Raw genomic sequence first — 19,425 nt, 5'->3', positions numbered from 1 at the left:
ACATGTCTGCATCGGGCGCTGTACGCGGACGTTCCCGGTGAGAAGCCGAGGAGCGCTGCGGCCTCGATGATGCTGATGAGGGCAGGCCGCCATCCCGTCAGATCAGATGCGTCATTGTGGACGGAATGAGGCAGATGGCCCAAGCAGTCGGAACACGCTCGACAACCGGCGGGGCGAGTGCGGGCCACTCGCTCACCAGCGCGCGGCAGTGTTGAGGTCCGCCCTACGTCAGGCGGACTCGCCGTCCTCAGGATTCAACCGCCGCCGGTCCAGGTCCCGCAGGAAGTCCTCGTCGTCGTCAGGCGCGACGATCTTGGGCTTCGGCTTGGGCTGAGGACGCCGCTTGACGGGGCGCTGGGAGCGGGGGGCGACACCGCGTTCCTGCATCAGGCGCACCACGAGGTAGATCGCCACCGCGAACACGATCACCACCAGCAGGAACCTCAGCACACCTCCAGAGTAGACGGGAGGTGGTGACCCTGCGGGGCATCCCAGGGGGCCGGTAACCTGAGGTATGTGAAGGAGTTCTGGATCTACACGGCACTGCGCGGCGCGCTGTTCCTGGCCACCGCCGCCATCGTGTTCGCCGTCTGGACGCGCTTCGGTGAGGTGCCGCTGGGCGGCGTCATCATCGTCAGCTTCCTGATCAGCGGCGTCGGCTCCTACTTCCTGCTCGCCAACACCCGCGAGCGCTTGGCGCGCAAGGTCGAGAAGGGGCCGGCCCAGCGGGTGCAGGCCAAGTTCGAGGAGCTGCGCACCAAGGAAGACGCGGACTGACCCGCACGGCGGCGGGGCAGCCCGCCGGAGGTCAGCGGCGCTTGCGCTCGATCTGACGGCGCACGCGGCTCTCGGACTGGCCGAGCACCTTCGCCATCAGCGGAACGCGCATCTTCCACGCCACCGCGCCGACGGCCAGGATCACGAGGATGAAGAAGAGGGTTCCCATGCCCTCGAATCTACCCAGCGGCCGCGAACGCGGGCCTCAGCCGAGCGCGATGAGCGGCACCGCGACCAGCACCGACCACACCAGCTCGGCCAGGCCGGTGCGCTGCAGCACCGGGATCAGCGCCGGGCCCACGGCCCCGCCCAGCACCGTGCGCACCGCCGGGCCCGCCACCGCCAGGAAGCCCAGGCCCAGGAGCGCCCACCACGTCGTCGCCACCGCGACGGCGACGACGGCCGCGGCCGCCGCGCCCACCAGCAGCGCGTAGAGGCCGCGGGTGCGGTCGGGGCCCAGCCGCACGGCGAGGGTGTGCTTGCCCGCGACCTTGTCGGTCGGGATGTCGCGCAGGTTGTTGGCTACCAGGATCGCGCAGGCCAGCGCACCGATGCCGACGGCCGCGTAGAGCGCCGCCCAGGAGAACTGCTCGACCTGCACGTAGTAGGTGCCCAGCACGGCCACGAGCCCGAAGAAGACGAACACCATCACCTCACCCAGGCCCAGGTAGCCGTAGGGCTTCTCGCCGCCGGTGTAGAACCACGCGGCCACCACGCTCACCAGGCCCACCAGCACCAGCCACCAGGCGGTGGTCGCCGCCAGCACCAGCCCCGCGACGCCGGCCACGCCGAACGCCGCGAAGGCCGCGGCCTTGACCGCCTTCGGCGTCGCGGCCCCCGAGCCCACCAGCCGCATGGGGCCCACGCGGTCGGCGTCGGTGCCGCGGATGCCGTCGGAGTAGTCGTTGGCGTAGTTGACCGCCACCTGCAGCGCCAGGCTGACGACGAGCGCCAGCAGCGCCTTCGACCACACCGCCCCGCTCTCGTACTCGGCCACGGCCGTGCCGGCCAGCACGGGGGCCAGGGCGGCGGGAAGGGTGCGGGGCCGGGCGCCGGCCAGCCACTGCGCAGGAGTTGCCACGACCGCTGATTCAAGCACCACCCGCGGAGGGCTAGCCTCGCGAGGGTGACCACGTCCGGGGACCCGAGCGCCGACCTGCGCGCCTGGCTCGCCGCGGAGCAGGAGCCGGCGCCCCTAGTGGTGGAGACCTCGGGCTCCACGGGTCGCCCCAAGCGGGTCGTGCTGAGCCGCCGCGCCGTGCTCGCCTCGGCGCGCGCCACCGAGCAGCGCCTGGGCGGCGCGGGCCGCTGGGTGCTGCGCCTGCCGCGCACCTACGTGGCCGGGCTGCAGGTCGTCGTCCGCTCGCTGCTGGCCGGTCACGAGCCCGTCGGCGAGGCCGAGCCGTGGCCCGACGACGAGGGCTGGTTCACCAGCCTGGTGCCCACCCAGCTGCACCGGATGCTCGCCGACCCCGCTGAGGTCGCGGCTCTGCGCCGCGCGCACACCGTGCTGCTCGGCGGCGGCCCCGTCGACCCCGACCTGCGCCGCCGCGCCGCCGGGGCCGGCGTCACCGTCGTGGCCACCTACGGCGCCGCCGAGACCGCCGGCGGCTGCGTCTACGACGGCCTGCCGCTCGAGGGCGTCCGCGTGCGCATCGACGACGGCCGCGTGCTGCTGGGCGGCCCCACGCTCTTCGAGGGCTACGAGAGCGACCCGCAGCTGACCGCCGAGACGCTCGTGGACGGCTGGTTCCGCACCAGCGACGCCGGCCGGCTCGACGACGAGGGCCGGCTGCAGGTGCTGGGCCGGCTCGACGACGTCGTGGTGAGCGGCGGCGTCAACGTGCCCGGCCCCGCGGTGGCCGCCCGCCTGCGGGCGCACCCCGCCGTCGAGGAGGTCGAGGTGGTGGGCGTCCCCGACGAGGAGTGGGGCAACCGGCTCGTCGCCTTCGTGGTGGGCGAGGTGGCCGAGGGCGAGCTGCGCGACTGGGTGGCCGCCGAGCACCCGCGCGCCTGGGCCCCGCGCCAGGTGGTGCGCGTAGGCGCCGTCCCACTGCTCACCAACGGCAAGCCCGACCGGCTGGCGCTGACCCGCCTCGCCGGCGCCGCCGCCCGGGAGCGCGAGTGAGCGCCGGGCCGCTGCGGGTGCTCAGCATCCCCATGCGCACTCGCTTCCGCGGCCTCGAGCACCGCGAGGTCGCCCTGCTCGAGGGGCCCGCCGGATGGGGCGAGTGGAGCCCCTTCCTGGAGTACGACGCCGAGGTGGCCGCCCCCTGGCTGGCCTGCGCCCGCGAGGCCGCCGCCGGCGACTGGCCCGACCCCGTGCGCACCCACGTGCCGGTCAACGTGACCGTGCCGGCCTGCGACCCCGAGCGTGCGCACGCCATCGTGCGCGCCGGCGGCTGCACCACGGCCAAGGTCAAGGTGGCCGAGCCCGGCCAGGTGCTCGCCGACGACGAGGCGCGGCTCGAGGCCGTGCGCGACGCCCTCGGCCCAGCCGGCCTGGTGCGGGTGGACGCCAACGGCGGCTGGTCGGTGGACGACGCCGTGCGCGCCGTCGCTGTGCTGGACCAGGCGGCCGGCGGGCTGGAGTACGTGGAGCAGCCCTGCGCGAGCGTCGAGGAGCTCGCCGCGGTGCGACGACGGATCGCGGTGCCCGTGGCCGCCGACGAGTCCATCCGTCGCGCCGAGGACCCCTACCGCGTGCGCGACCTCGAGGCCGCCGATATCGCCGTGCTGAAGGTGCAGCCCCTCGGCGGCGTGCGCGCCTGCCTGCGCATCGCCGAGCAGATCGGCCTGCCGGTGGTGGTCTCCTCCGCGCTCGAGACCTCGGTGGGCATCGCCGCCGGCGTCGCGCTGGCCGCGGCCCTGCCCGAGCTGCCCCACGCCTGCGGCCTGGCCACCGTGCAGCTGCTCACCGACGACGTCGCGGTCTCGCCGCTGCTGCCGGTCGACGGCGTGCTGCCGGTGGGCGCGCCCGTCGTCGACCTGGCCGCGCTGTCGCGGCTCGCCGCGGCTCCCGAGCGGGTGGCGCACTGGGAGGCACGGCTGGCCCAGGTGCGGGAGGTGGAGGCCAGGTGAGCGCCACCGAGCTGGCCCGCCGCGTGCTCGACGCGCTGGTGGCCGCGGGGGTGCGCGAGGTCGTCGTCGCGCCCGGCTCGCGCAACGCGCCGCTCTCCTTCGCCGCCTTCGACGCCGCCGAGGCCGGCGCCGTCCGGCTGCACACCCGCATCGACGAGCGCTCGGCCGGCTTCCTGGCGCTCGGCCTCACCCGGCAGGGCGCACGCGCCGCGGTGGTGTGCACCTCGGGCACCGCCGTCGCCAACCTGCACCCGGCCGTGCTGGAGGCGGCGCACACGGGCGCGGGCCTGGTCGTCGTCACGGCCGACCGGCCGGCTCGGCTGCGGGGCACCGACGCCAACCAGACGACCGACCAGGTGGGCGTCTTCGGCCGGCTCGTCGTCACGCTCGACCTGCCCGACGACGACCTCGCGCTCGCGCCGCACGGACCCACCCACCTCAACGTGCAGCTCGACGACCCGCTGCTCCCGCCCGACGGCGACCGCTACGTGCCGCCCGCCGCCCCGCCCCGCGCCGAGCGGGGGAGCGGTCTGCGGCTCGACGAGCCGCTGCCCACGCTGCCGCCCGGTGCGCGCACCGTCGTCGTCGCGGGTGACGACGCCGGCCCGCCCGCCCGCCAGGTGGCCCAGCGCTCGGGGTGGCCGCTGCTGGCCGAGCCGAGCAGCGGCGCCCGCACCGGCGAGAACGCGCTGCGCTGCTACCGGCTGCTGCTGGAGGGCCCGCTGGCCGCGAAGGTGGAGCGGGTGGTGGTGGCCGGTCGCCCGACGCTCTCCCGACCCGTGCAGCGGCTCCTGGCCCGCGCCGACGTCGAGGTCTACGAGCTGCCGTGGCTGCCCGGGCGAGGTGGGGTGTGGCAGGAGCGGCCGTACGCCGTCGTCGGGCCGGGTGGCGGCTTGGAGTCTCCCGACGACCCCGCGTGGTTCGAGGCCTGGCGCTCGGCCGACCGTGTCGTGGGCCGCGAGCTGGACCGGCTGCTCGCCGGCGAGCCCGGCCTGACCCCGCTGGAGGTGGCCGGTGCCGTGCACCGCGCGCTGCCCGCCGAGGGTCTGCTCGTCGTCGGCGCCTCCAACCCGGTGCGCGACCTCGACCTGATGGCGCGCCCCACCACCGTGGGCGAGCGGCGCAAGGTGGTGGCCAACCGCGGCCTGGCCGGCATCGACGGCACCGTCTCGACCGCGATCGGCGCCGCCCTGGCCCGCCCCTGGTCGGCGCGCACCCTGGCGCTGCTGGGCGACGTCACGTTCCTGCACGACGCCAACGGGCTGGTGCTCGGCCCCGGGCAGCCGCGCCCCGACCTGACGATCGTGGTGGTCAACGACGACGGCGGCTCGATCTTCGCCACCCTCGAGCAGGGCGCCCCCGCCCACGCCGACCGCTTCGAGGCGCTCTTCGGCACCCCGCACGGCGTCGACCTCGCCAGCCTCTGCGCCGCCACCCGCACCCCCCACCTGCGCGTGACCAGCCTGCCCGAGCTGGAGCAGGCCCTCGCCTCGCCCAACGGCGGCATCGAGGTGGTCGAGGCCGTGGTCTCCCGCGCCGACCGGCGTGGGCTGGACGAGCGGATCCGTGCGCTGGGGTCATCCCGGTGATCGAGTAGCGCCGTCCCGGCTCTCCGTTGGTTGAGCCGTGAGCAGCGCTGGCGGCGGCCCGACTTTCCGGTGGTTGAGCCGTGAGGAGCGCTAGCGACGAGCGTGTCGAAACCCCTGTCGGCCGAGCGCCCTCCGGTGACTGTCGGGGGTGAGGGAGGGCGTTCGTCGCGCCGGGTTTCGACACGGGCTCGCTGGCGCTCGCCCGGCTCAACCAGCGATTGTGGGGCTGGCGCTCGCCCGGCTCAACCAGCGCGTGGACCGCGCCAGGCAGCGCCGGGGCGCAGGCGCACAATGCGAGCGTGGAGATCGCGCTGCTGCTGGTCGTGCTGGCGGTCAGCGTCCTGGTGGTCACCGGGCTGGCCGAGCGGCTCGACATCCCGGCGCCCCTGGTGCTCGTCGTCGCCGGGGCGGCGGCCTCGTTCGTGCCCGGCGTGCCTGAGATCCACCTCGAGCCCGAGGTGGTGCTCATCGGGCTGCTGCCGCCACTGCTCTACGCCACCGCGATCCGCACCTCGCTGGTGGACTTCAACGCCAACCGCCGCGTCATCCTGCTGCTCTCGGTGGGGCTCGTGGTGTTCACGACGCTCGGCGTCGGCGTCGTCGTGCACGCCCTGCTGCCGGGTGTGGGCTGGCCGGCCGCGCTGGCGATCGGCGCCGTCGTCGCTCCGCCCGACGCCGTCGCCGCCACCGCGGTGGCCCGCCGGATCGGCCTGCCGCGCCGCGTTGTCACGATCCTGGAGGGCGAGTCGCTGCTCAACGACGCCACCGCGCTGGTGGCGCTGCGCACCGCCATCGCCGCGGGCGGGGTGGGGGTGACCGCGGTCGAGGTGGGGCTCGACTTCGCGGTCGCGGCAGGCGGCGGGCTCGCCGTCGGCGTGCTCACGTTCGTGATCGTGGCGCGGGTGCGCCGTCGCGTCACCGACCCGCTGATGGACACCGCCCTCTCGTTCGTCGTCCCCTTCGCCGCCTACCTGGCGGCCGAGGAGCTGCACGCCTCGGGCGTCATCTCGGTGGTGGTGGCGGGGTTGCTGCTGGGCCACAAGGCGCCGGTGCTGCAGGACGCCGCCTCGCGGATCGCCGAGCGGATGAACTGGCGCGCCATCGCCTTCGTGCTCGAGAACGCGGTGTTCCTGCTGATCGGCCTGCAGACCCGCTGGCTGCTCGAGGACGTCGGCGGCAGCGGGATCTCAGTCGGGAGGGTGGTGCTCGTCTGTACGGCCACGCTGGTGGCGGTCGTGGTGCTGCGGCTGGTGTGGGTGTTCACCTCGCGGGCGCTGCTCATGCGACCCGACCCGGCGAGCGGGCAGCGGGTCGTGCCGCCCGCCAACACCTTCCTGCTCGGCTGGGCCGGCATGCGCGGCGTCGTCACGCTGGCGGCGGCGTTCGTGATCCCCGAGGACACCGAGCACCGCGAGGTGCTCCTGCTGATCGCCTTCACCGTGGTGCTCGGCACGCTCCTGCTGCAGGGACTCTCGCTGCCGTGGATCGCGCGCACGCTGCAGGTGCCCGGCCCCGACCCCATGGAGGACGCGCTCGCCCGCGCCACCCTGCTGCAGCAGGCAGCCAAGGCCGGCGTCGAGCGGCTCGAGGAGCTGGAGTACGAGGACCCGCACGGCGTCGTCCCGCTCGTGCGGCAGCGCGTCGAGCAACGCACCTTCGCGGCATGGGAGCGGTTGGGCACCACGGTCGACGAGGAGCCGCCCAGCGAGCTGTACACCCGCATCCGCCAGGAGATGATCGACGCCGAGCGCCGTCGGGTGCTGGAGATCCGCTCCACCGGGCAGGTGCCCTCGGAGGTCGTGGCCGAGGTGCTGGCGCAGCTCGACGTCGAGGAGTCCATGCTCGACGTCGCCACCGACCAGCGCGAGGAGGTGCAACGGTTCGCCGCCCGCACCGGCCCGCGCAAGCAGTGCCACGACCTGGTCGAGCGCCCCGCCGAGGAGCCGAACGGCGAGGACTGGGCGGGGGAGTGCCCGCGCTGCCTCGAGGACGGCACCCGCTGGGTGGCGCTGCGCCGCTGCCTCACCTGCGGGCACCTGGGGTGCTGCGACTCCTCGCCCGGCCGCCACGCCACCGAGCACTTCCACGCCACGGCCCACCCGGTGATTCAGTCCGCCGAGCCCGGTGAGGACTGGCGGTGGTGCTACGTGCACCACGTCTCGGCCTGACTTCCGGGGCTGGCGGCGGCTCCGGGGGTGATCCCACGTCCACGTGGGATCACGGAACAGGAGGGCCGGAATACTGGCCCCCCGGTTCCGCGATCACCCCTCCGGGTCAGCACTCGAGTGACTCGTGGGGCGGAAGTTGCAGCAGGAGGTGGCGTCGGACGGCCCCTCGTCGGCAGCGGACGCGACACTAGGCTGGGGCGGTGAGCCAGCAGACCGTGGAGGCCGGGCCGGCGCGGGACCGCACGATGCTGCGGCTGCGCGACTTCATGCGCACCGAGTCCGCGAGCGCGGGGCTGCTCGTGGCCGCGAGCATGGTCGCGCTGCTGTGGGCCAACTCGCCGTGGTCGGAGGCGTACGTCGACCTGTGGCACACCACCGCCGAGATCACCGTCGGCAGCACGCAGATCTCGATGGACCTGCACCACTGGGTCAACGACGCGCTGATGGTGCTGTTCTTCTTCGTCATCGGGCTCGAGGTGCGCCGCGAGTTCGCGATCGGCGAGCTCACCGAGCGACGCCGGATCGTGGTGCCGCTGGTGGCCGGCATCGGCGGGATGCTGGTGCCCGCCGGCCTCTACCTCGCGCTCAACCCCTCGGGCGAGGCCGCCGCCGGGTGGGGCGCCGTGATCGGCACCGACACCGCCTTCCTGCTGGGCGTGCTGGCACTCGTGGGGCCGCGGGTCTCCTCGCAGCTACGCATCTTCCTGCTCACCCTCACCGTGATCGACGACGTGGTGGCGGTGAGCGTCATCGGCATCGTCTACACCGACGAGGTGCGGGTGGTGCCGCTGGTGGTCGCCGTCGCGGCGCTGGCCGGCATCGCGCTGCTCGACAAACTCGGTCAGTGGCGGGCCTCGCCCTACGTCGGGCTGGTGCTGCTGGCGTGGCTGGCCACGCTCAACGCCGGCCTGCACGCCTCGATCGCCGGCATGGTGGCCGGGCTGCTGGTGCCCGCTGCCGAGCCGGCCCGCTCCCAGGTGGAGCAGGCCGCGCGACGGGTGCGCGACTTCCGGCAGTCCCCGCTGCCCGGCGTCCAGCGCGACGCGCGCGCCGAGCTGACCCGCGCCGTCAGCATCAACGAGCGGCTGCAGGAGTCGTTGCACGGGTGGGCCGGCTACGTCGTCGTCCCGGTCTTCGCGCTCGCCAACGCCGGCGTCGACCTGCGCGGCGGGCTGCTGGGCGAGGCGCTGCGCTCGCCGGTCACGTGGGGCATCGTCGTCGGACTGGTGGCCGGCAAGCTGCTCGGCATCTGGCTGGGCTCGCTCGCCGCCGTCCGCCTGGGCTGGGGTGCGCTGCCGCAGGGCGTCGGGCTCGGGCACGTGGCCGCCGGCGGTGCGCTCTCCGGCATCGGCTTCACCGTCTCGCTGCTGATCATCGGCCTCGCCTTCGACGACGGGCCCGTGCGCGACCAGGCCACCGTGGGCGTGCTGCTGTCGGTGGCGGTGGCCAGCCTCGTCGGGTGGCTGGTGTTCCGCTTCGCCGCCAAGTACCTCGGCCAGACCGACGCCGCGCTGCCCACCACCCTCAGCCTCCCGGTGGACCCCGACGTCGACCACGTGCGCGGCCCGCGCGACGCCCCCATGACGCTGGTGGAGTACCTCGACTACGAGTGCCCCTTCTGCGCCAAGGCCACCGGTGCGGCCCTCGAGGTCAAGCAGCAGCTGGGCGACCGGCTGCGCTACGTGGTGCGCCACCTGCCCCTCGACGTGCACCCGCACGCCTGGCCGGCCGCGCTCGCCGTCGAGGCGGCCGGACGGCAGGGCAAGTTCTGGGAGATGCACGACCTGCTCTTCCGCAACCAGGACGAGCTGGAGGTCGAGGACCTCGCCGGCTACGCCGCCGAGCTGGGGCTCGACGTCGAGGACTTCCTGCGCGACCTGGACGACGACGACGTGGTGGCGCGGGTGCGCCGCGACCTCGAGAGCGCTGACGAGAGCGGTGCTCGCGGGACGCCCACGTTCTTCATCGGCGACGAGCGGCACACCGGTGCGTTCGACGCCCGGTCGCTGGTGGCGGCGCTGGAGGCTTCGGCTGTCTCCGACGCCGACCGTGGCTACCGGCGCATCCACTGACCGATCCGGTGATCGAGTAGCGCCGTCCCGAGGGACGAGGGACGACGCGTACCGAGATCCCTGCGGCCACGTGACGACCGCGACCCGCGCGGCTCGTCGGAGGTGGTCGTCTACCGGGGTCTCGGTACGCCCGGCGTCTCGCAGGCTCGCCGCCGGGCTACTCGACCAGCGGCGGGGTGGCGGTGCGGGAGGGCGGTCGGCTTGCGGGGGTCTCGGTACGCCCGGTGGCTCGCACGCTCGCCACCGGGCTACTCGACCAACGAAGGACCCAGCACGTCCTCGAGGGTGCGGGCGGGGTGGCCGAGGAGGCGGGGGACGTCGTCGGTGACCTCGGCGACCGAGCCGTCGGCGATCGCGGTGTAGGTGCTCACCCAGGCGTCGAGCTCGAACTGCTGCGCGTCGGGCCAGCCGGCACGCCGGGAGGCGTAGGCCTCCTCGACCGTCTCCTGCTCGTAGCGCAACGGTCGGCCCAGGTGGGCGCCGGCGCGGGAGGCCACCTCGTCGAGGGTCAGCGCCTCGGGGCCGGAGAGCCGGTAGACGGCGCCGGCGTGCTGCTCGGCGGCCGCGCCGCCCTCGACCAGGTCGCGGAGGATCCGCGCGGCCACCTCGGCGACGTCGGCGCGGGCCACGGCCGCCACCCGGCCGTCGCCGGCCGGGCCGCGCAGCACGCCCTCGTCGTCGGCGAAGAGCGGGAGGACGTCGAGGTAGAAGTTGTCGCGCAGGCAGGTGTGGCGCATGCCGTGGGTGCGCTCGGCGTCGGCGAGGGCCTGCTCGGCGGCGTGGTGGTCGCGGCCCAGTGTGAACGTGGCGTCCGGGCCCGCACCCTCGAACGAGGTGTAGACCACGTGGCGCACGCCGGCGCGGGCGGCGGCGTCGATTACGGTCGCGTGCTCCTCGCGCCGCGTCGGCGACTCGGCGGCCGAGACCAGGAACAGCACGTCGACCCCCTCGAGCGCGGCCAGGCACGCCTCGGCGTCGCCGTAGGTGCAGGTGCGCACCTCGGAGCCGTCGATGGAAGGCGCGCGGCCGGGGTCGCGCACCAGCAGGCGCGGGGCCAGGTCGGCCAGGTGGCCGGCGACGACGCCGCCGAGGGCGCCGGTGACTCCGGTGAGGGCGAGTGTCGTCGAGCTGGTCATGAAGGAACCTCCGGGGTGAAACGGATGGGGAACGAGCGGGCGCCGGTGTTGCCGGAGACCGGCATCCAGTCGCCGGGCCCGTCCGGCTCGGCGTCGGGCATGCGGGCGGCGAGCAGCGGGAGCGCCACCGCCATGTCGGTGCGCGCCACGAAGTGCCCGAGGCAGTGGTGCGTGCCGGCGCCGAAGCCGTGGTGGGGCGGGCGCTGCGCGGTGATGTCGAAGGCGGGCTCGGGCACCGCGCGGGGGTCGGTGCCGGCGCTGTGGCTGAGCACCTGCACCACGCCGCCCGCAGGCACGTGCAGCCCGAACAGGTCGACGGCCTCGGTGGCCTCGCGGGTGACCCAGGTGACCGTGGGGTTCACGCGCATCACCTCCTCGACGGCGGCGCCACCGAGCTCGGGCCGCTCGGCGAGCAGCCGCCACTGGCCGGGGTGCGCCAGCAGGGTCTGCACGGCGAGCGTGAGCTGGTTGCGCGTCGTCTCCATGCCGGCGAAGGCGAGGAAGACCAGCGCGACGCTGAGCTCGCGGTCGGTGAGGCGGTCGCCGTCGTCGCTGGCCTGCACGAGCGTGGTGACGAGGTCCTCGCGCGGGTGACGACGCCGGTCGGCCACCACGTCGTCGACGTAGCCGGTCAGGCCGGTGAGCGCCTCCTCGATGCGCGGCACGTGGGCGGCGACGTCGATCGAGAACGCAGCACCGAGGTCGTCGGCCCAGCGCGCCACCTGGCGCCAGTCGCCGTCGTCACCGGCGGGCAGGCCGAGGAGCGCGCAGATGATGCGCGCCGCGTACGGCTCGGCGAACTCGTGGACGAGCTCGACGCGGCCGCGCGGGGCGAAGGCGTCGACCAGCTCGTGGGCGAGCGCCTGGAACTGCGGGCGCATCGCGGCGATGGTGCGGTTGCGGAACGCCGGCACCAGCAGCCGGCGGATGCGGTCGTGGTCCTCGCCCTCCAGCGAGAGCAGCGTCTCGCGCCACCACTGCGGGAAGGGCCCCTCGGGCACGCCGTTCTGCTCGGGCCAGCGGGCGTTGCCCTGCCGGAAGCGCCGGTCGCGCAGCACCGCGGCCGACTCGGCGTGCCGCAGCACCGCCCACCCCCAGGGTGTCTCGGCGTACCAGCCGGCCTCGCGGGCGGCGTGCACCTGCGCGGAGGTCACGTCGAAGGCCGGGTCGTCCAGCGCGAGGCGGGCGGGGGTGCTCACCCGCCTGATTATGGTGGCGGCATGCGCCTCACCAAGTTCGGCCACGCGTGCGTCCGCATCGAGCACGAGGGATCGACCCTGGTGCTGGATCCCGGGGTGTTCACCGACGCGGCTGCCGTCGACGGCGCCGACGCGGTGCTGGTGACCCACGAGCACGCCGACCACTACGAGGTCGAGCGGCTGCTGCGGGCCGACGCGCCGGTGTTCACGATCTCCGCCGTGGCGGAGCAGGTGCGGGCCGACTCACCCGAGCTGGCCGAGCGGCTGACCGTCGTCACGCCGGGCGAGCAGCTGACCGTGGCCGGGGTGCCCGTGGAGGTCGTGGGCGAGCGGCACGCCGTCATCCACCCCGAGTTCCCGCGCTTCGACAACTCCGGCTTCGTGCTCACCCTCGGCGACCAGCGTGTCTACCACCCCGGCGACGCCCTCACCCCGCCGCCGGCGCCGGTCGACCTGCTGCTCGCGCCCGTCTCGGCGCCGTGGCTCAAGGTCAGCGAGGCCCTCGACTTCGTGCGCGAGGTCGGCGCCCCGCGCTCCCTCGGCATCCACGACCGCGTCTACTCCGACGCCGCCCTCGGCATGCTCGACGGGCACATGGCGAAGTTCCTCGAGGCCACCGGCCAGGAGTTCACCCGGATCCCCGACGGCACCGACCTGCCTGCCTGACGTCGTCGGCGCTGGGAGCGCGCAGGAGCGCCGACTCGGCCCTCAGGTGAGCGCGTCGCGCACGGGGACGAGCTTGGCCTGGGACTCGGCCAGCTCGGCCTCGGGGTCGGAGTCGGCGACGATGCCGCACCCGGCGAACAGGCGCACCGTGCTGCCCTCGACGAGGCCGGAGCGCAGCGCGAGGCCCCACTCGCCGTCGCCGTCGGCGTCCATCCAGCCCACGGGCGCGGCGTAGCGGCCGCGGTCCAGGCCCTCGATCTCGGCGATCAGCGCCTGCGCGTCGGGGGTGGGGGTGCCGCCGACGGCGGCCGAGGGGTGCAGGGCGGCGGCCAGCTGAAGCGAGGAGACCGTGGCGGCGTCGTGCACCACGCCGGCGACGTCGGTGGCCAGGTGCATCACGTTGGGCAGGTGCAGCACGAACGGCGTCTCGGGCACGTTCATCGAGGAGCAGTGCGGCTCGAGCGCGTCGGCCACCGAGCGGACGGCGTACTCGTGCTCCTCGAGGTCCTTCGAGGAGCGCGCCAGCGCGGCGGCCAGCGCGAGGTCGCGGGTGTCGTCGCCGGTGCGGCGGATCGTGCCGGCCAGCACCCGCGAGGTGACCAGACCGCGCTCGCGGCGCACCAGCATCTCGGGCGTCGCGCCGAACAGGCCGTCCACGTGGAAGGTCCAGCACATGGGGTAGGCCGACGCCAGGCGGCGCAGCGGCCAGCGGACGTCGACCGGCTCGGCGGCGGTGGCCACCAGGTCACGGGCCAGCACCACCTTCTCCAGGTCGCCGCGACCGATCCGCGCGACGGCGTCGGCCACCACCGTCATCCAGTCCTCGCCGTTGCGCGAGCCGTCGGCGAAGACGACGTCGCGCGGGGCGTCGGGCGCCGCGGCCGGGGCGAGCACGGGCGGGTCGACGGGGAAGGGACCCTCGGTGATCGTGGTGACCCAGGCGCGTTCGCCGCGCCGACCGACGATCACCCGTGGGACGACGAGCAGCGACTCGCCCGGGTCGGCGTCGAAGCCGAAGCTGCCGAAGCACACCAGGCCACTGCCCGGCTCGCCCACGGCGTCCTCGACGACGGCGCGCGCGGCCAGCTCGGCCCACCACTTGTCGGCGTCGGAGAACCGGGTGACGCCGCGCGTGCGCAGGGTGGCCGAGACCCCCCAGCCGACCAGGCCCTCGCCGCGCCGCACCCACGCCAGGGGGTGCTCGGCGGGCAGCAGGTCCACGAGCGCGGCGGCGTCCTCGGGGTCGAGGGGGACCGTCCGCACCGCCAGGGGGAGGTCCGTCGTCACCCTTCGAGAGTACCGACCCCGCGGCCTGCTGCCGTGTGGTCATGGCCACGCCGGGTGGGGGTTGTCGGTGCTGAGTGGGTGGGTGGTGGCGGGAAGGCGGTCGGCTCGCCGGGTTTCGACACGCTCGTCGCTGGCGCTCCTCACGGCTCAACCAGCGGGGTGGGTGGTGGCGGGAGGGCGGTCGGCTCGCCGGGTTTCGACACGCTCGTCGCTGGCGCTCCTCACGGCTCAACCAGCGGGGTGGGGGTGGCGGGGGAGGCGGTCGGCTCGCCGGGTTTCGACACGCTCGTCGCTGGCGCTCCTCACGGCTCAACCAGCGGCGGGGTGGCCTCGTCGCTGGCGCTCCTCGCGGCTCAACCAGCTGGGAGGCGCTCGATCACCGGGGGTCGGTCAGCTCCAGTAGACGATCACCCGGTCACCGACCTCGACCTGGTCGTAGAGGGCGGCGACGGCGTCGTAGTCGCGGACGTTGACGCAGCCGTGGGAGGCGCCGGCGTAGCCGACGGCGGCGAAGTCGGGGGAGTAGTGCACGGCCTGGCCGCCGTCGAAGAACATCGCGAACGGCATGGAGGTGTCGTAGAGCGAGGAGACGTGGTCGCGGCTCTTGCGGTAGACGCTGAACTCCCCCTCGCGGGTGGGGGTGGCCTCGCCGCCGAAGCGCACGTCGACGGTGGTGAGCACCTCGCCGTCGACGACCCAGCGCAGCGTGTCGCTGGTCTTGTCCACGCACAGCACCCGGCCGGTCTCGCAGCGCGGGTCGAGCGGGCCGGGGGTGTTGCCGCCGCCGGTGGCGGGCAGGCCGCTGAGCTCGGCCTCGGAGGGCTCGGTGGTCATGGCGAGCAGGCGGTCCTGGGTGCGCTGGTCGACCTCGCCGGTCACCGGGATGCCGCGCTTGGCCTGGAACCCGCGCACGGCCTCCTCGGTCACCTCGCCGTAGTAGCCGGTGACGCCGGCGTCGAACCAGTCGATCTGCGCCAGGCGCGCCTGCAGCTCGCGCACCTCGTCGCTCTCCTCGCCTGGCCCGAGCAGCCGGGGGCCGGGCCGCAGCACCGGGGCCTCGGGCTCGACGACGGGCGTCACCTCGGGCTCGCGCGTGCGGCGCGGCGCCGTCGGCGCGGCAGGCTCCTCGGTGGGCGCGGCCGCGGGAGCGGGCCGCGTCGCGGGCTCGGCGGCGTCGGCTTGGGTGCGCACCAGGTGCCCGGCGCCGAAGGCGAGCGCGCAGAGCAGGAGGGCGAGGACGCCGGTGAGGAGGGGGCGGCGGAGCAGGGGCAGCGCGGACATGGTGACTTCCTGGTGGATGGTCGGTGCGGTGGTCCCCAGGAGACGCCGCTGCCACCGCGAAGGTTGCAGGGCCCGGCCGCTAGCCTTCAGGAGTGGCCCGCGCAGACCTCGACAAGCAGCCCGCCGACGTCCAGCGGATGTTCGACACGGTGGCGCGTCGTTACGACCTCACCAACGACGTGCTCTCGCTCGGCCAGGACCGGCGCTGGCGCCACCAGGTGATCGAGGCGGTCGACCCGCAGTACGGCGAGCGGGTGCTCGACCTCGCCGCCGGCACCGGCACCTCCAGCCAGCCCTTCGCCGACCGTGGCGCCGTCGTCGTGCCGTGCGACTTCTCGCTCGGGATGCTGCGCGTGGGCAAGGCCAACCTGCCGGCGCTGCCGTTCACCGCCGGCGACGGCACCCGGCTCCCGTTCGCCGACGACACCTTCGACGCCGTCACGATCAGCTTCGGGCTGCGCAACATCGTCGACCCGCTCGCCGGCCTGCGCGAGATGCTGCGGGTGACCCGGCCGGGCGGCCGCCTGGTGGTCTGCGAGTTCAGCCACCCCACGCTCGCGCCGTTCCGCACCGTGTACCTGGAGTACCTGATGAAGGCGCTCCCAGCGATCGCCCGCACCGTCTCCTCGGCGCCCGACGCCTACGTGTACCTGGCCGAGTCGATCCGCGCCTGGCCCGACCAGCAGGGCCTGGCCGACCTGGTGGCCACCGCCGGCTGGACGGCGCCGCGCTGGCGCAACCTCTCGGGCGGCATCGTCGCCCTGCACCACGCCGTCGCGCCGTGACCGGTCGACGACCGGCCGCCGGTCGGCACCTGAACCCAGCCTGAGCCCCGCCTGAGCCCAGCCTGAGTCACGACTGAATTAAGCAACGCTCCCGTGCGGTAAATCCGCAGGTGAGACGGCCTGTGGGGCTCTCCGGGTCGGCGCCGACCCGCATGTGACGCAGCGCTCGTCGGGTGGCACACTGAGGGCCTGCGCCATTCGTGATTCTGTTCACAAGACCACAAGCCGCGGCGCGACAGGAGGGGTCAGGCATGGAGCTCTACACACCGGTCCTCTACCTGGCCGGGCTCGCCCTGCTGTTCGTGCTGGGGTCGTTGGCCACCAGCCTCCTGGTGGGCACCCGGCGCTACAACCGGGCCAAGCTCGACTCCTACGAGTGCGGCATCGAGCCCACCCCGCAGCCCTACGGCGGTGGCCGGTTCCCGGTGAAGTACTACACGGTCGCCATGACGTTCATCATCTTCGACGTCGAGATCATGTTCCTGGTGCCGTGGGCCGTCTACTTCGACGAGATGGCCTGGTTCGGCCTGATCGCCGTCGTGCTCTTCCTCTTCAACATCACCATCGCCTACGCCTACGAGTGGCGGCGTGGCGGCCTGGACTGGGACTGACCCGCAGGCCTCGCACCGCCACCCCCGCTGACACCACAGCATCCACAGCAACCACCCGTGATCGCACCGAGCGCACCGAGGGACTGACACCGTGGGAATCGAAGACAAGCTGCCGAGCGGCGTGCTGCTCAGCACCGTGGAGGGCCTGGCCGGCTACATGCGCAAGGCCAGCTTCTGGCCCGCCACGTTCGGCCTGGCCTGCTGCGCCATCGAGATGATGACCAGCGGCGGCCCCAAGTACGACCTGGCCCGCTTCGGCATGGAGGTGTTCCGCGCGAGCCCCCGCCAGGCCGACCTGATGATCGTCGCGGGCCGGGTGAGCCAGAAGATGGCCCCGGTGCTCCGTCAGATCTACGACCAGATGGTCGAGCCCAAGTACGTGCTCGCCATGGGCGTGTGCGCCAGCAGCGGCGGCATGTTCAACAACTACGCGATCGTCCAGGGCGTCGACCACGTGGTGCCGGTCGACATGTACCTGCCCGGCTGCCCGCCGCGGCCCGAGATGCTGATCGACGCGATCCTCAAGCTCCACGACCAGGTGCAGGCGCAGAAGATGGGCGCCCACCGCCAGCTCGAGATCGCCACCAACGAGACCGCTGCTCTCGCGGCGCCCTCGACCCAGCAGATGCGGGGCCTGCTGCGGTGAGCGAGAAGACCGGCAAGGACCTCGGCACCCAGACCCCCGAGAACAGCCCGGAGGGCGGCCCGCAGACCCCGGCCACCACTGAGCAGGAGGTGCGCCAGGTCGGCGCGCGCCAGGGCATGTTCGGCGCCAAGGGCAGCGGTGACACCAGCGGCTACGGCGGTCTGGTGCAGCCCATCGTCTACCCCGGCGCCACGCCACGCCCCTACGGCGGCTGGTTCGACCAGGTGGCCGACGGGATCGAGCAGGTCGCCAGCCCCGAGCGGGTCGTCGTCGACCGCGGCGAGATCACCTTCCACGTGCGGCGCGAGGACCTCGTGGCCCTCATGCAGCACCTGCGCGACGACGCCTCCCTGCGCTTCGAGCTGGCCAGCGGCGTCTCGGGCGTGCACTACCCCGACGACACCGGCGCCGAGCTGCACGCGGTCTACCACCTGCTCTCGATGACCTACAACCGGCGCATCCGCGTCGAGGTGTCGCTTCCCGACGCCGACCCCCACGTGCCCTCGCTGGTGAGCATCTACCCGACGCTCGACTGGCACGAGCGCGAGACCTACGACATGTTCGGGATCCTCTTCGACGGTCACCCCGCACTGACGCGCATCCTCATGCCCGACGACTGGCCGGGCCACCCCCAGCGCAAGGACTACCCGCTGGGCGGCATCCCCGTGGAGTACAAGGGCGGCACCATCCCGCCGCCCGACCAGCGACGGAGCTACAACTGATGAGCACCACCGATGACATCTACGCCGGCACCAGCGAGACCACCGAGGGTCGCGTCTTCACGGTGACCGGTCAGGACTGGGACCAGATCGCCGAGGGGCTCGACGACGGCGTCGAGGAGCGCGTCGTCGTCAACATGGGTCCCCAGCACCCCTCCACGCACGGCGTGCTGCGGCTGATCCTCGAGCTCGAGGGCGAGACGGTCACCGAGGCCCGCTGCGGCATCGGCTACCTGCACACCGGCATCGAGAAGAACATGGAGTTCCGCTCCTGGGTGCAGGGCACCACCTTCTGCACCCGGATGGACTACCTCTCCCCGTTCTTCAACGAGGCCACCTACAGCCTGGGCGTCGAGCGCCTGCTCGGCATCGAGGACGACATCCCCGAGAAGGCCGACGTCATGCGGGTGCTCCTGATGGAGCTCAACCGCATCTCCTCGCACCTGGTGGCCATCGCCACCGGCGGCATGGAGATCGGTGCTCTCACCGTGATGACGATCGGGTTCCGCGAGCGCGAGCTGGTGCTCGACCTGTTCGAGCTGATCACCGGCCTGCGCATGAACCACGCGTTCATCCGCCCCGGCGGCGTCGCGCAGGACCTGCCGCCCGGCGCCCTCGACGAGATCCGCGGCTTCATCGCGCTGATGAAGAAGCGGCTGCCCGAGTACGCGGCGCTGTGCAACGCCAACCCCATCTTCAAGGCGCGCCTGGAGGACGTGGGCCACCTCGAGCTCGAGGGCTGCCTGGCGCTCGGGCTCACCGGCCCGCCGCTGCGCGCCACCGGCTACCCCTGGGACCTGCGCAAGTCCGAGCCCTACTGCGGCTACGAGACCTACGACTTCGACGTCCAGACCTGGGACACCTGCGACTCCTACGGCCGCTTCCGCGTGCGGCTGGCCGAGATGTGGGAGAGCCTGAAGATCGTCGAGCAGACCGCCGACCGGCTCGCCGGCCTCGAGGGTGCGCCCGTGATGGTGGCCGACAAGAAGATCGCCTGGCCCTCGCAGCTGGCCATCGGCTCCGACGGCATGGGCAACAGCCTCGACCACATCCGCCACATCATGGGCGAGTCCATGGAGGCGCTGATCCACCACTTCAAGCTGGTCACCGAGGGCTTCCGGGTTCCCGCGGGCCAGGCCTACGTGCCGGTCGAGGGCCCGCGCGGCGAGCTCGGCGCGCACCTGGTCTCCGACGGCGGCACGCGGCCCTTCCGCGCGCACTTCCGCGACCCCTCGTTCACCAACCTGCAGGCCACCAGCGTGATGAGCGAGGGCGGCATGGTCTCCGACGTCATCGTCGCCATCGCCTCGATCGACCCCGTGATGGGAGGTGTCGACCGGTGACGTCGACCCCGACGAGCCCCGCCGGCCCGACCGGCCCCGCCGACGCGCACCTCGGCACCGGAGCC

The 19,425-nt window shown here is 73.7% G+C and carries 19 protein-coding genes; 12 read left to right on the top strand and 7 right to left on the bottom strand.

What is annotated here, in order from left to right; translation table 11 throughout:
• Positions 1–228: 228 nt before the first annotated feature.
• The gene (locus ABD948_RS10925) at positions 229–450 is read right to left on the bottom strand and encodes a hypothetical protein (RefSeq protein ID WP_345265636.1); all 222 of its coding nucleotides are present in this window, start codon (positions 448–450) and stop codon (positions 229–231) included.
• 66 nt (positions 451–516) lie between these two features.
• Here ABD948_RS10925 and ABD948_RS10920 point away from each other — a divergent pair, with 66 nt between their 5' ends.
• Positions 517–777: a DUF4229 domain-containing protein gene (locus ABD948_RS10920; RefSeq protein WP_345265634.1), complete on the top strand. Its 261-nt coding sequence runs from the start codon at positions 517–519 to the stop codon at positions 775–777.
• 31 nt (positions 778–808) lie between these two features.
• Here the strand turns inward: ABD948_RS10920 and ABD948_RS10915 are convergent, their stop codons facing one another.
• A complete protein-coding gene (locus tag ABD948_RS10915) occupies positions 809–946 on the bottom strand; it encodes a hypothetical protein (protein ID WP_345265632.1) in 138 nt (45 codons plus the stop codon).
• Between the two features lie 36 nt (positions 947–982).
• Positions 983–1,858, bottom strand: a complete 876-nt coding sequence (locus ABD948_RS10910; protein WP_345265630.1) for a 1,4-dihydroxy-2-naphthoate polyprenyltransferase — start codon at positions 1,856–1,858, stop codon at positions 983–985.
• Between the two features lie 45 nt (positions 1,859–1,903).
• Here ABD948_RS10910 and ABD948_RS10905 point away from each other — a divergent pair, with 45 nt between their 5' ends.
• The 5 genes from ABD948_RS10905 (at position 1,904) to nhaA (ending at position 9,687) form a co-directional block, all read left to right on the top strand.
• Positions 1,904–2,905 carry an AMP-binding protein gene (locus ABD948_RS10905; protein ID WP_345265628.1) on the top strand — a complete coding sequence of 334 codons (1,002 nt, stop codon included), beginning with the start codon at positions 1,904–1,906 and terminating at the stop codon, positions 2,903–2,905.
• Positions 2,906–2,916: 11 nt separating this feature from the next.
• A complete protein-coding gene (locus tag ABD948_RS10900; protein WP_345266783.1) occupies positions 2,917–3,858 on the top strand; it encodes an o-succinylbenzoate synthase in 942 nt (313 codons plus the stop codon).
• Complete coding sequence (gene menD / locus ABD948_RS10895) at positions 3,855–5,447, top strand: 2-succinyl-5-enolpyruvyl-6-hydroxy-3-cyclohexene-1-carboxylic-acid synthase (protein ID WP_345265626.1); 1,593 nt, start codon at positions 3,855–3,857, stop codon at positions 5,445–5,447. Before ABD948_RS10900 ends, menD begins: the two co-directional genes overlap by 4 nt.
• Positions 5,448–5,746: 299 nt before the next feature.
• Positions 5,747–7,615, top strand: a complete 1,869-nt coding sequence (locus ABD948_RS10890; protein ID WP_345265624.1) for a Na+/H+ antiporter — start codon at positions 5,747–5,749, stop codon at positions 7,613–7,615.
• Between the two features lie 200 nt (positions 7,616–7,815).
• Complete coding sequence (gene nhaA / locus ABD948_RS10885; protein WP_345265622.1) at positions 7,816–9,687, top strand: Na+/H+ antiporter NhaA; 1,872 nt, start codon at positions 7,816–7,818, stop codon at positions 9,685–9,687.
• Between the two features lie 248 nt (positions 9,688–9,935).
• Here the strand turns inward: nhaA and ABD948_RS10880 are convergent, their stop codons facing one another.
• Both ABD948_RS10880 and ABD948_RS10875 read right to left on the bottom strand, forming a co-directional pair.
• Entirely contained in the window at positions 9,936–10,823 is an 888-nt protein-coding gene (locus ABD948_RS10880; protein WP_345265620.1) for an NAD(P)H-binding protein, read from the bottom strand.
• Positions 10,820–12,022 carry a cytochrome P450 gene (locus ABD948_RS10875; protein WP_345265618.1) on the bottom strand — a complete coding sequence of 401 codons (1,203 nt, stop codon included), beginning with the start codon at positions 12,020–12,022 and terminating at the stop codon, positions 10,820–10,822. Before ABD948_RS10875 ends, ABD948_RS10880 begins: the two co-directional genes overlap by 4 nt.
• 21 nt (positions 12,023–12,043) lie before the next feature.
• On the opposite strand from ABD948_RS10875, the gene ABD948_RS10870 reads away from it, so the two are divergent.
• The gene (locus tag ABD948_RS10870) at positions 12,044–12,688 is read left to right on the top strand and encodes an MBL fold metallo-hydrolase (protein ID WP_345265616.1); all 645 of its coding nucleotides are present in this window, start codon (positions 12,044–12,046) and stop codon (positions 12,686–12,688) included.
• Between the two features lie 42 nt (positions 12,689–12,730).
• Here ABD948_RS10870 and ABD948_RS10865 read toward each other — a convergent pair whose 3' ends face one another.
• Together ABD948_RS10865 and ABD948_RS10860 are read right to left on the bottom strand one after the other, a co-directional pair.
• Entirely contained in the window at positions 12,731–13,975 is a 1,245-nt protein-coding gene (locus tag ABD948_RS10865) for an isochorismate synthase (RefSeq protein ID WP_345265614.1), read from the bottom strand.
• A 390-nt stretch (positions 13,976–14,365) separates the two neighbouring features.
• Positions 14,366–15,256 (bottom strand): L,D-transpeptidase family protein, encoded by an 891-nt coding sequence (locus tag ABD948_RS10860; protein WP_345265613.1) that lies wholly within the window; start codon positions 15,254–15,256, stop codon positions 14,366–14,368.
• A gap of 92 nt (positions 15,257–15,348) precedes the next feature.
• On the opposite strand from ABD948_RS10860, the gene ABD948_RS10855 reads away from it, so the two are divergent.
• From ABD948_RS10855 to ABD948_RS10835, 5 genes are all read left to right on the top strand, one after another.
• Positions 15,349–16,041, top strand: coding sequence for a demethylmenaquinone methyltransferase (locus ABD948_RS10855; RefSeq protein ID WP_345265611.1), 693 nt, complete (start codon positions 15,349–15,351; stop codon positions 16,039–16,041).
• A gap of 251 nt (positions 16,042–16,292) precedes the next feature.
• Positions 16,293–16,652, top strand: a complete 360-nt coding sequence (locus ABD948_RS10850) for an NADH-quinone oxidoreductase subunit A (protein WP_345265609.1) — start codon at positions 16,293–16,295, stop codon at positions 16,650–16,652.
• A gap of 91 nt (positions 16,653–16,743) precedes the next feature.
• Positions 16,744–17,298, top strand: coding sequence for a NuoB/complex I 20 kDa subunit family protein (locus ABD948_RS10845; protein ID WP_345265607.1), 555 nt, complete (start codon positions 16,744–16,746; stop codon positions 17,296–17,298).
• Positions 17,295–18,020 (top strand): NADH-quinone oxidoreductase subunit C, encoded by a 726-nt coding sequence (locus ABD948_RS10840; RefSeq protein ID WP_345265605.1) that lies wholly within the window; start codon positions 17,295–17,297, stop codon positions 18,018–18,020. The genes ABD948_RS10845 and ABD948_RS10840 overlap by 4 nt, the downstream gene beginning before the upstream one ends.
• On the top strand, positions 18,020–19,360 hold the full coding sequence (locus ABD948_RS10835) for an NADH-quinone oxidoreductase subunit D (RefSeq protein WP_345265603.1): 1,341 nt from the start codon (positions 18,020–18,022) through the stop codon (positions 19,358–19,360). The genes ABD948_RS10840 and ABD948_RS10835 overlap by 1 nt, the downstream gene beginning before the upstream one ends.
• The last annotated feature ends 65 nt before the right edge of the window (positions 19,361–19,425 follow it).

This window comes from Nocardioides nanhaiensis (assembly GCF_039542785.1).
GTDB lineage: Bacteria > Actinomycetota > Actinomycetes > Propionibacteriales > Nocardioidaceae > Nocardioides > Nocardioides nanhaiensis.
Note: the sequence above shows the minus strand (reverse complement) of the source record. Positions and strands in the feature narration are given on the sequence as shown.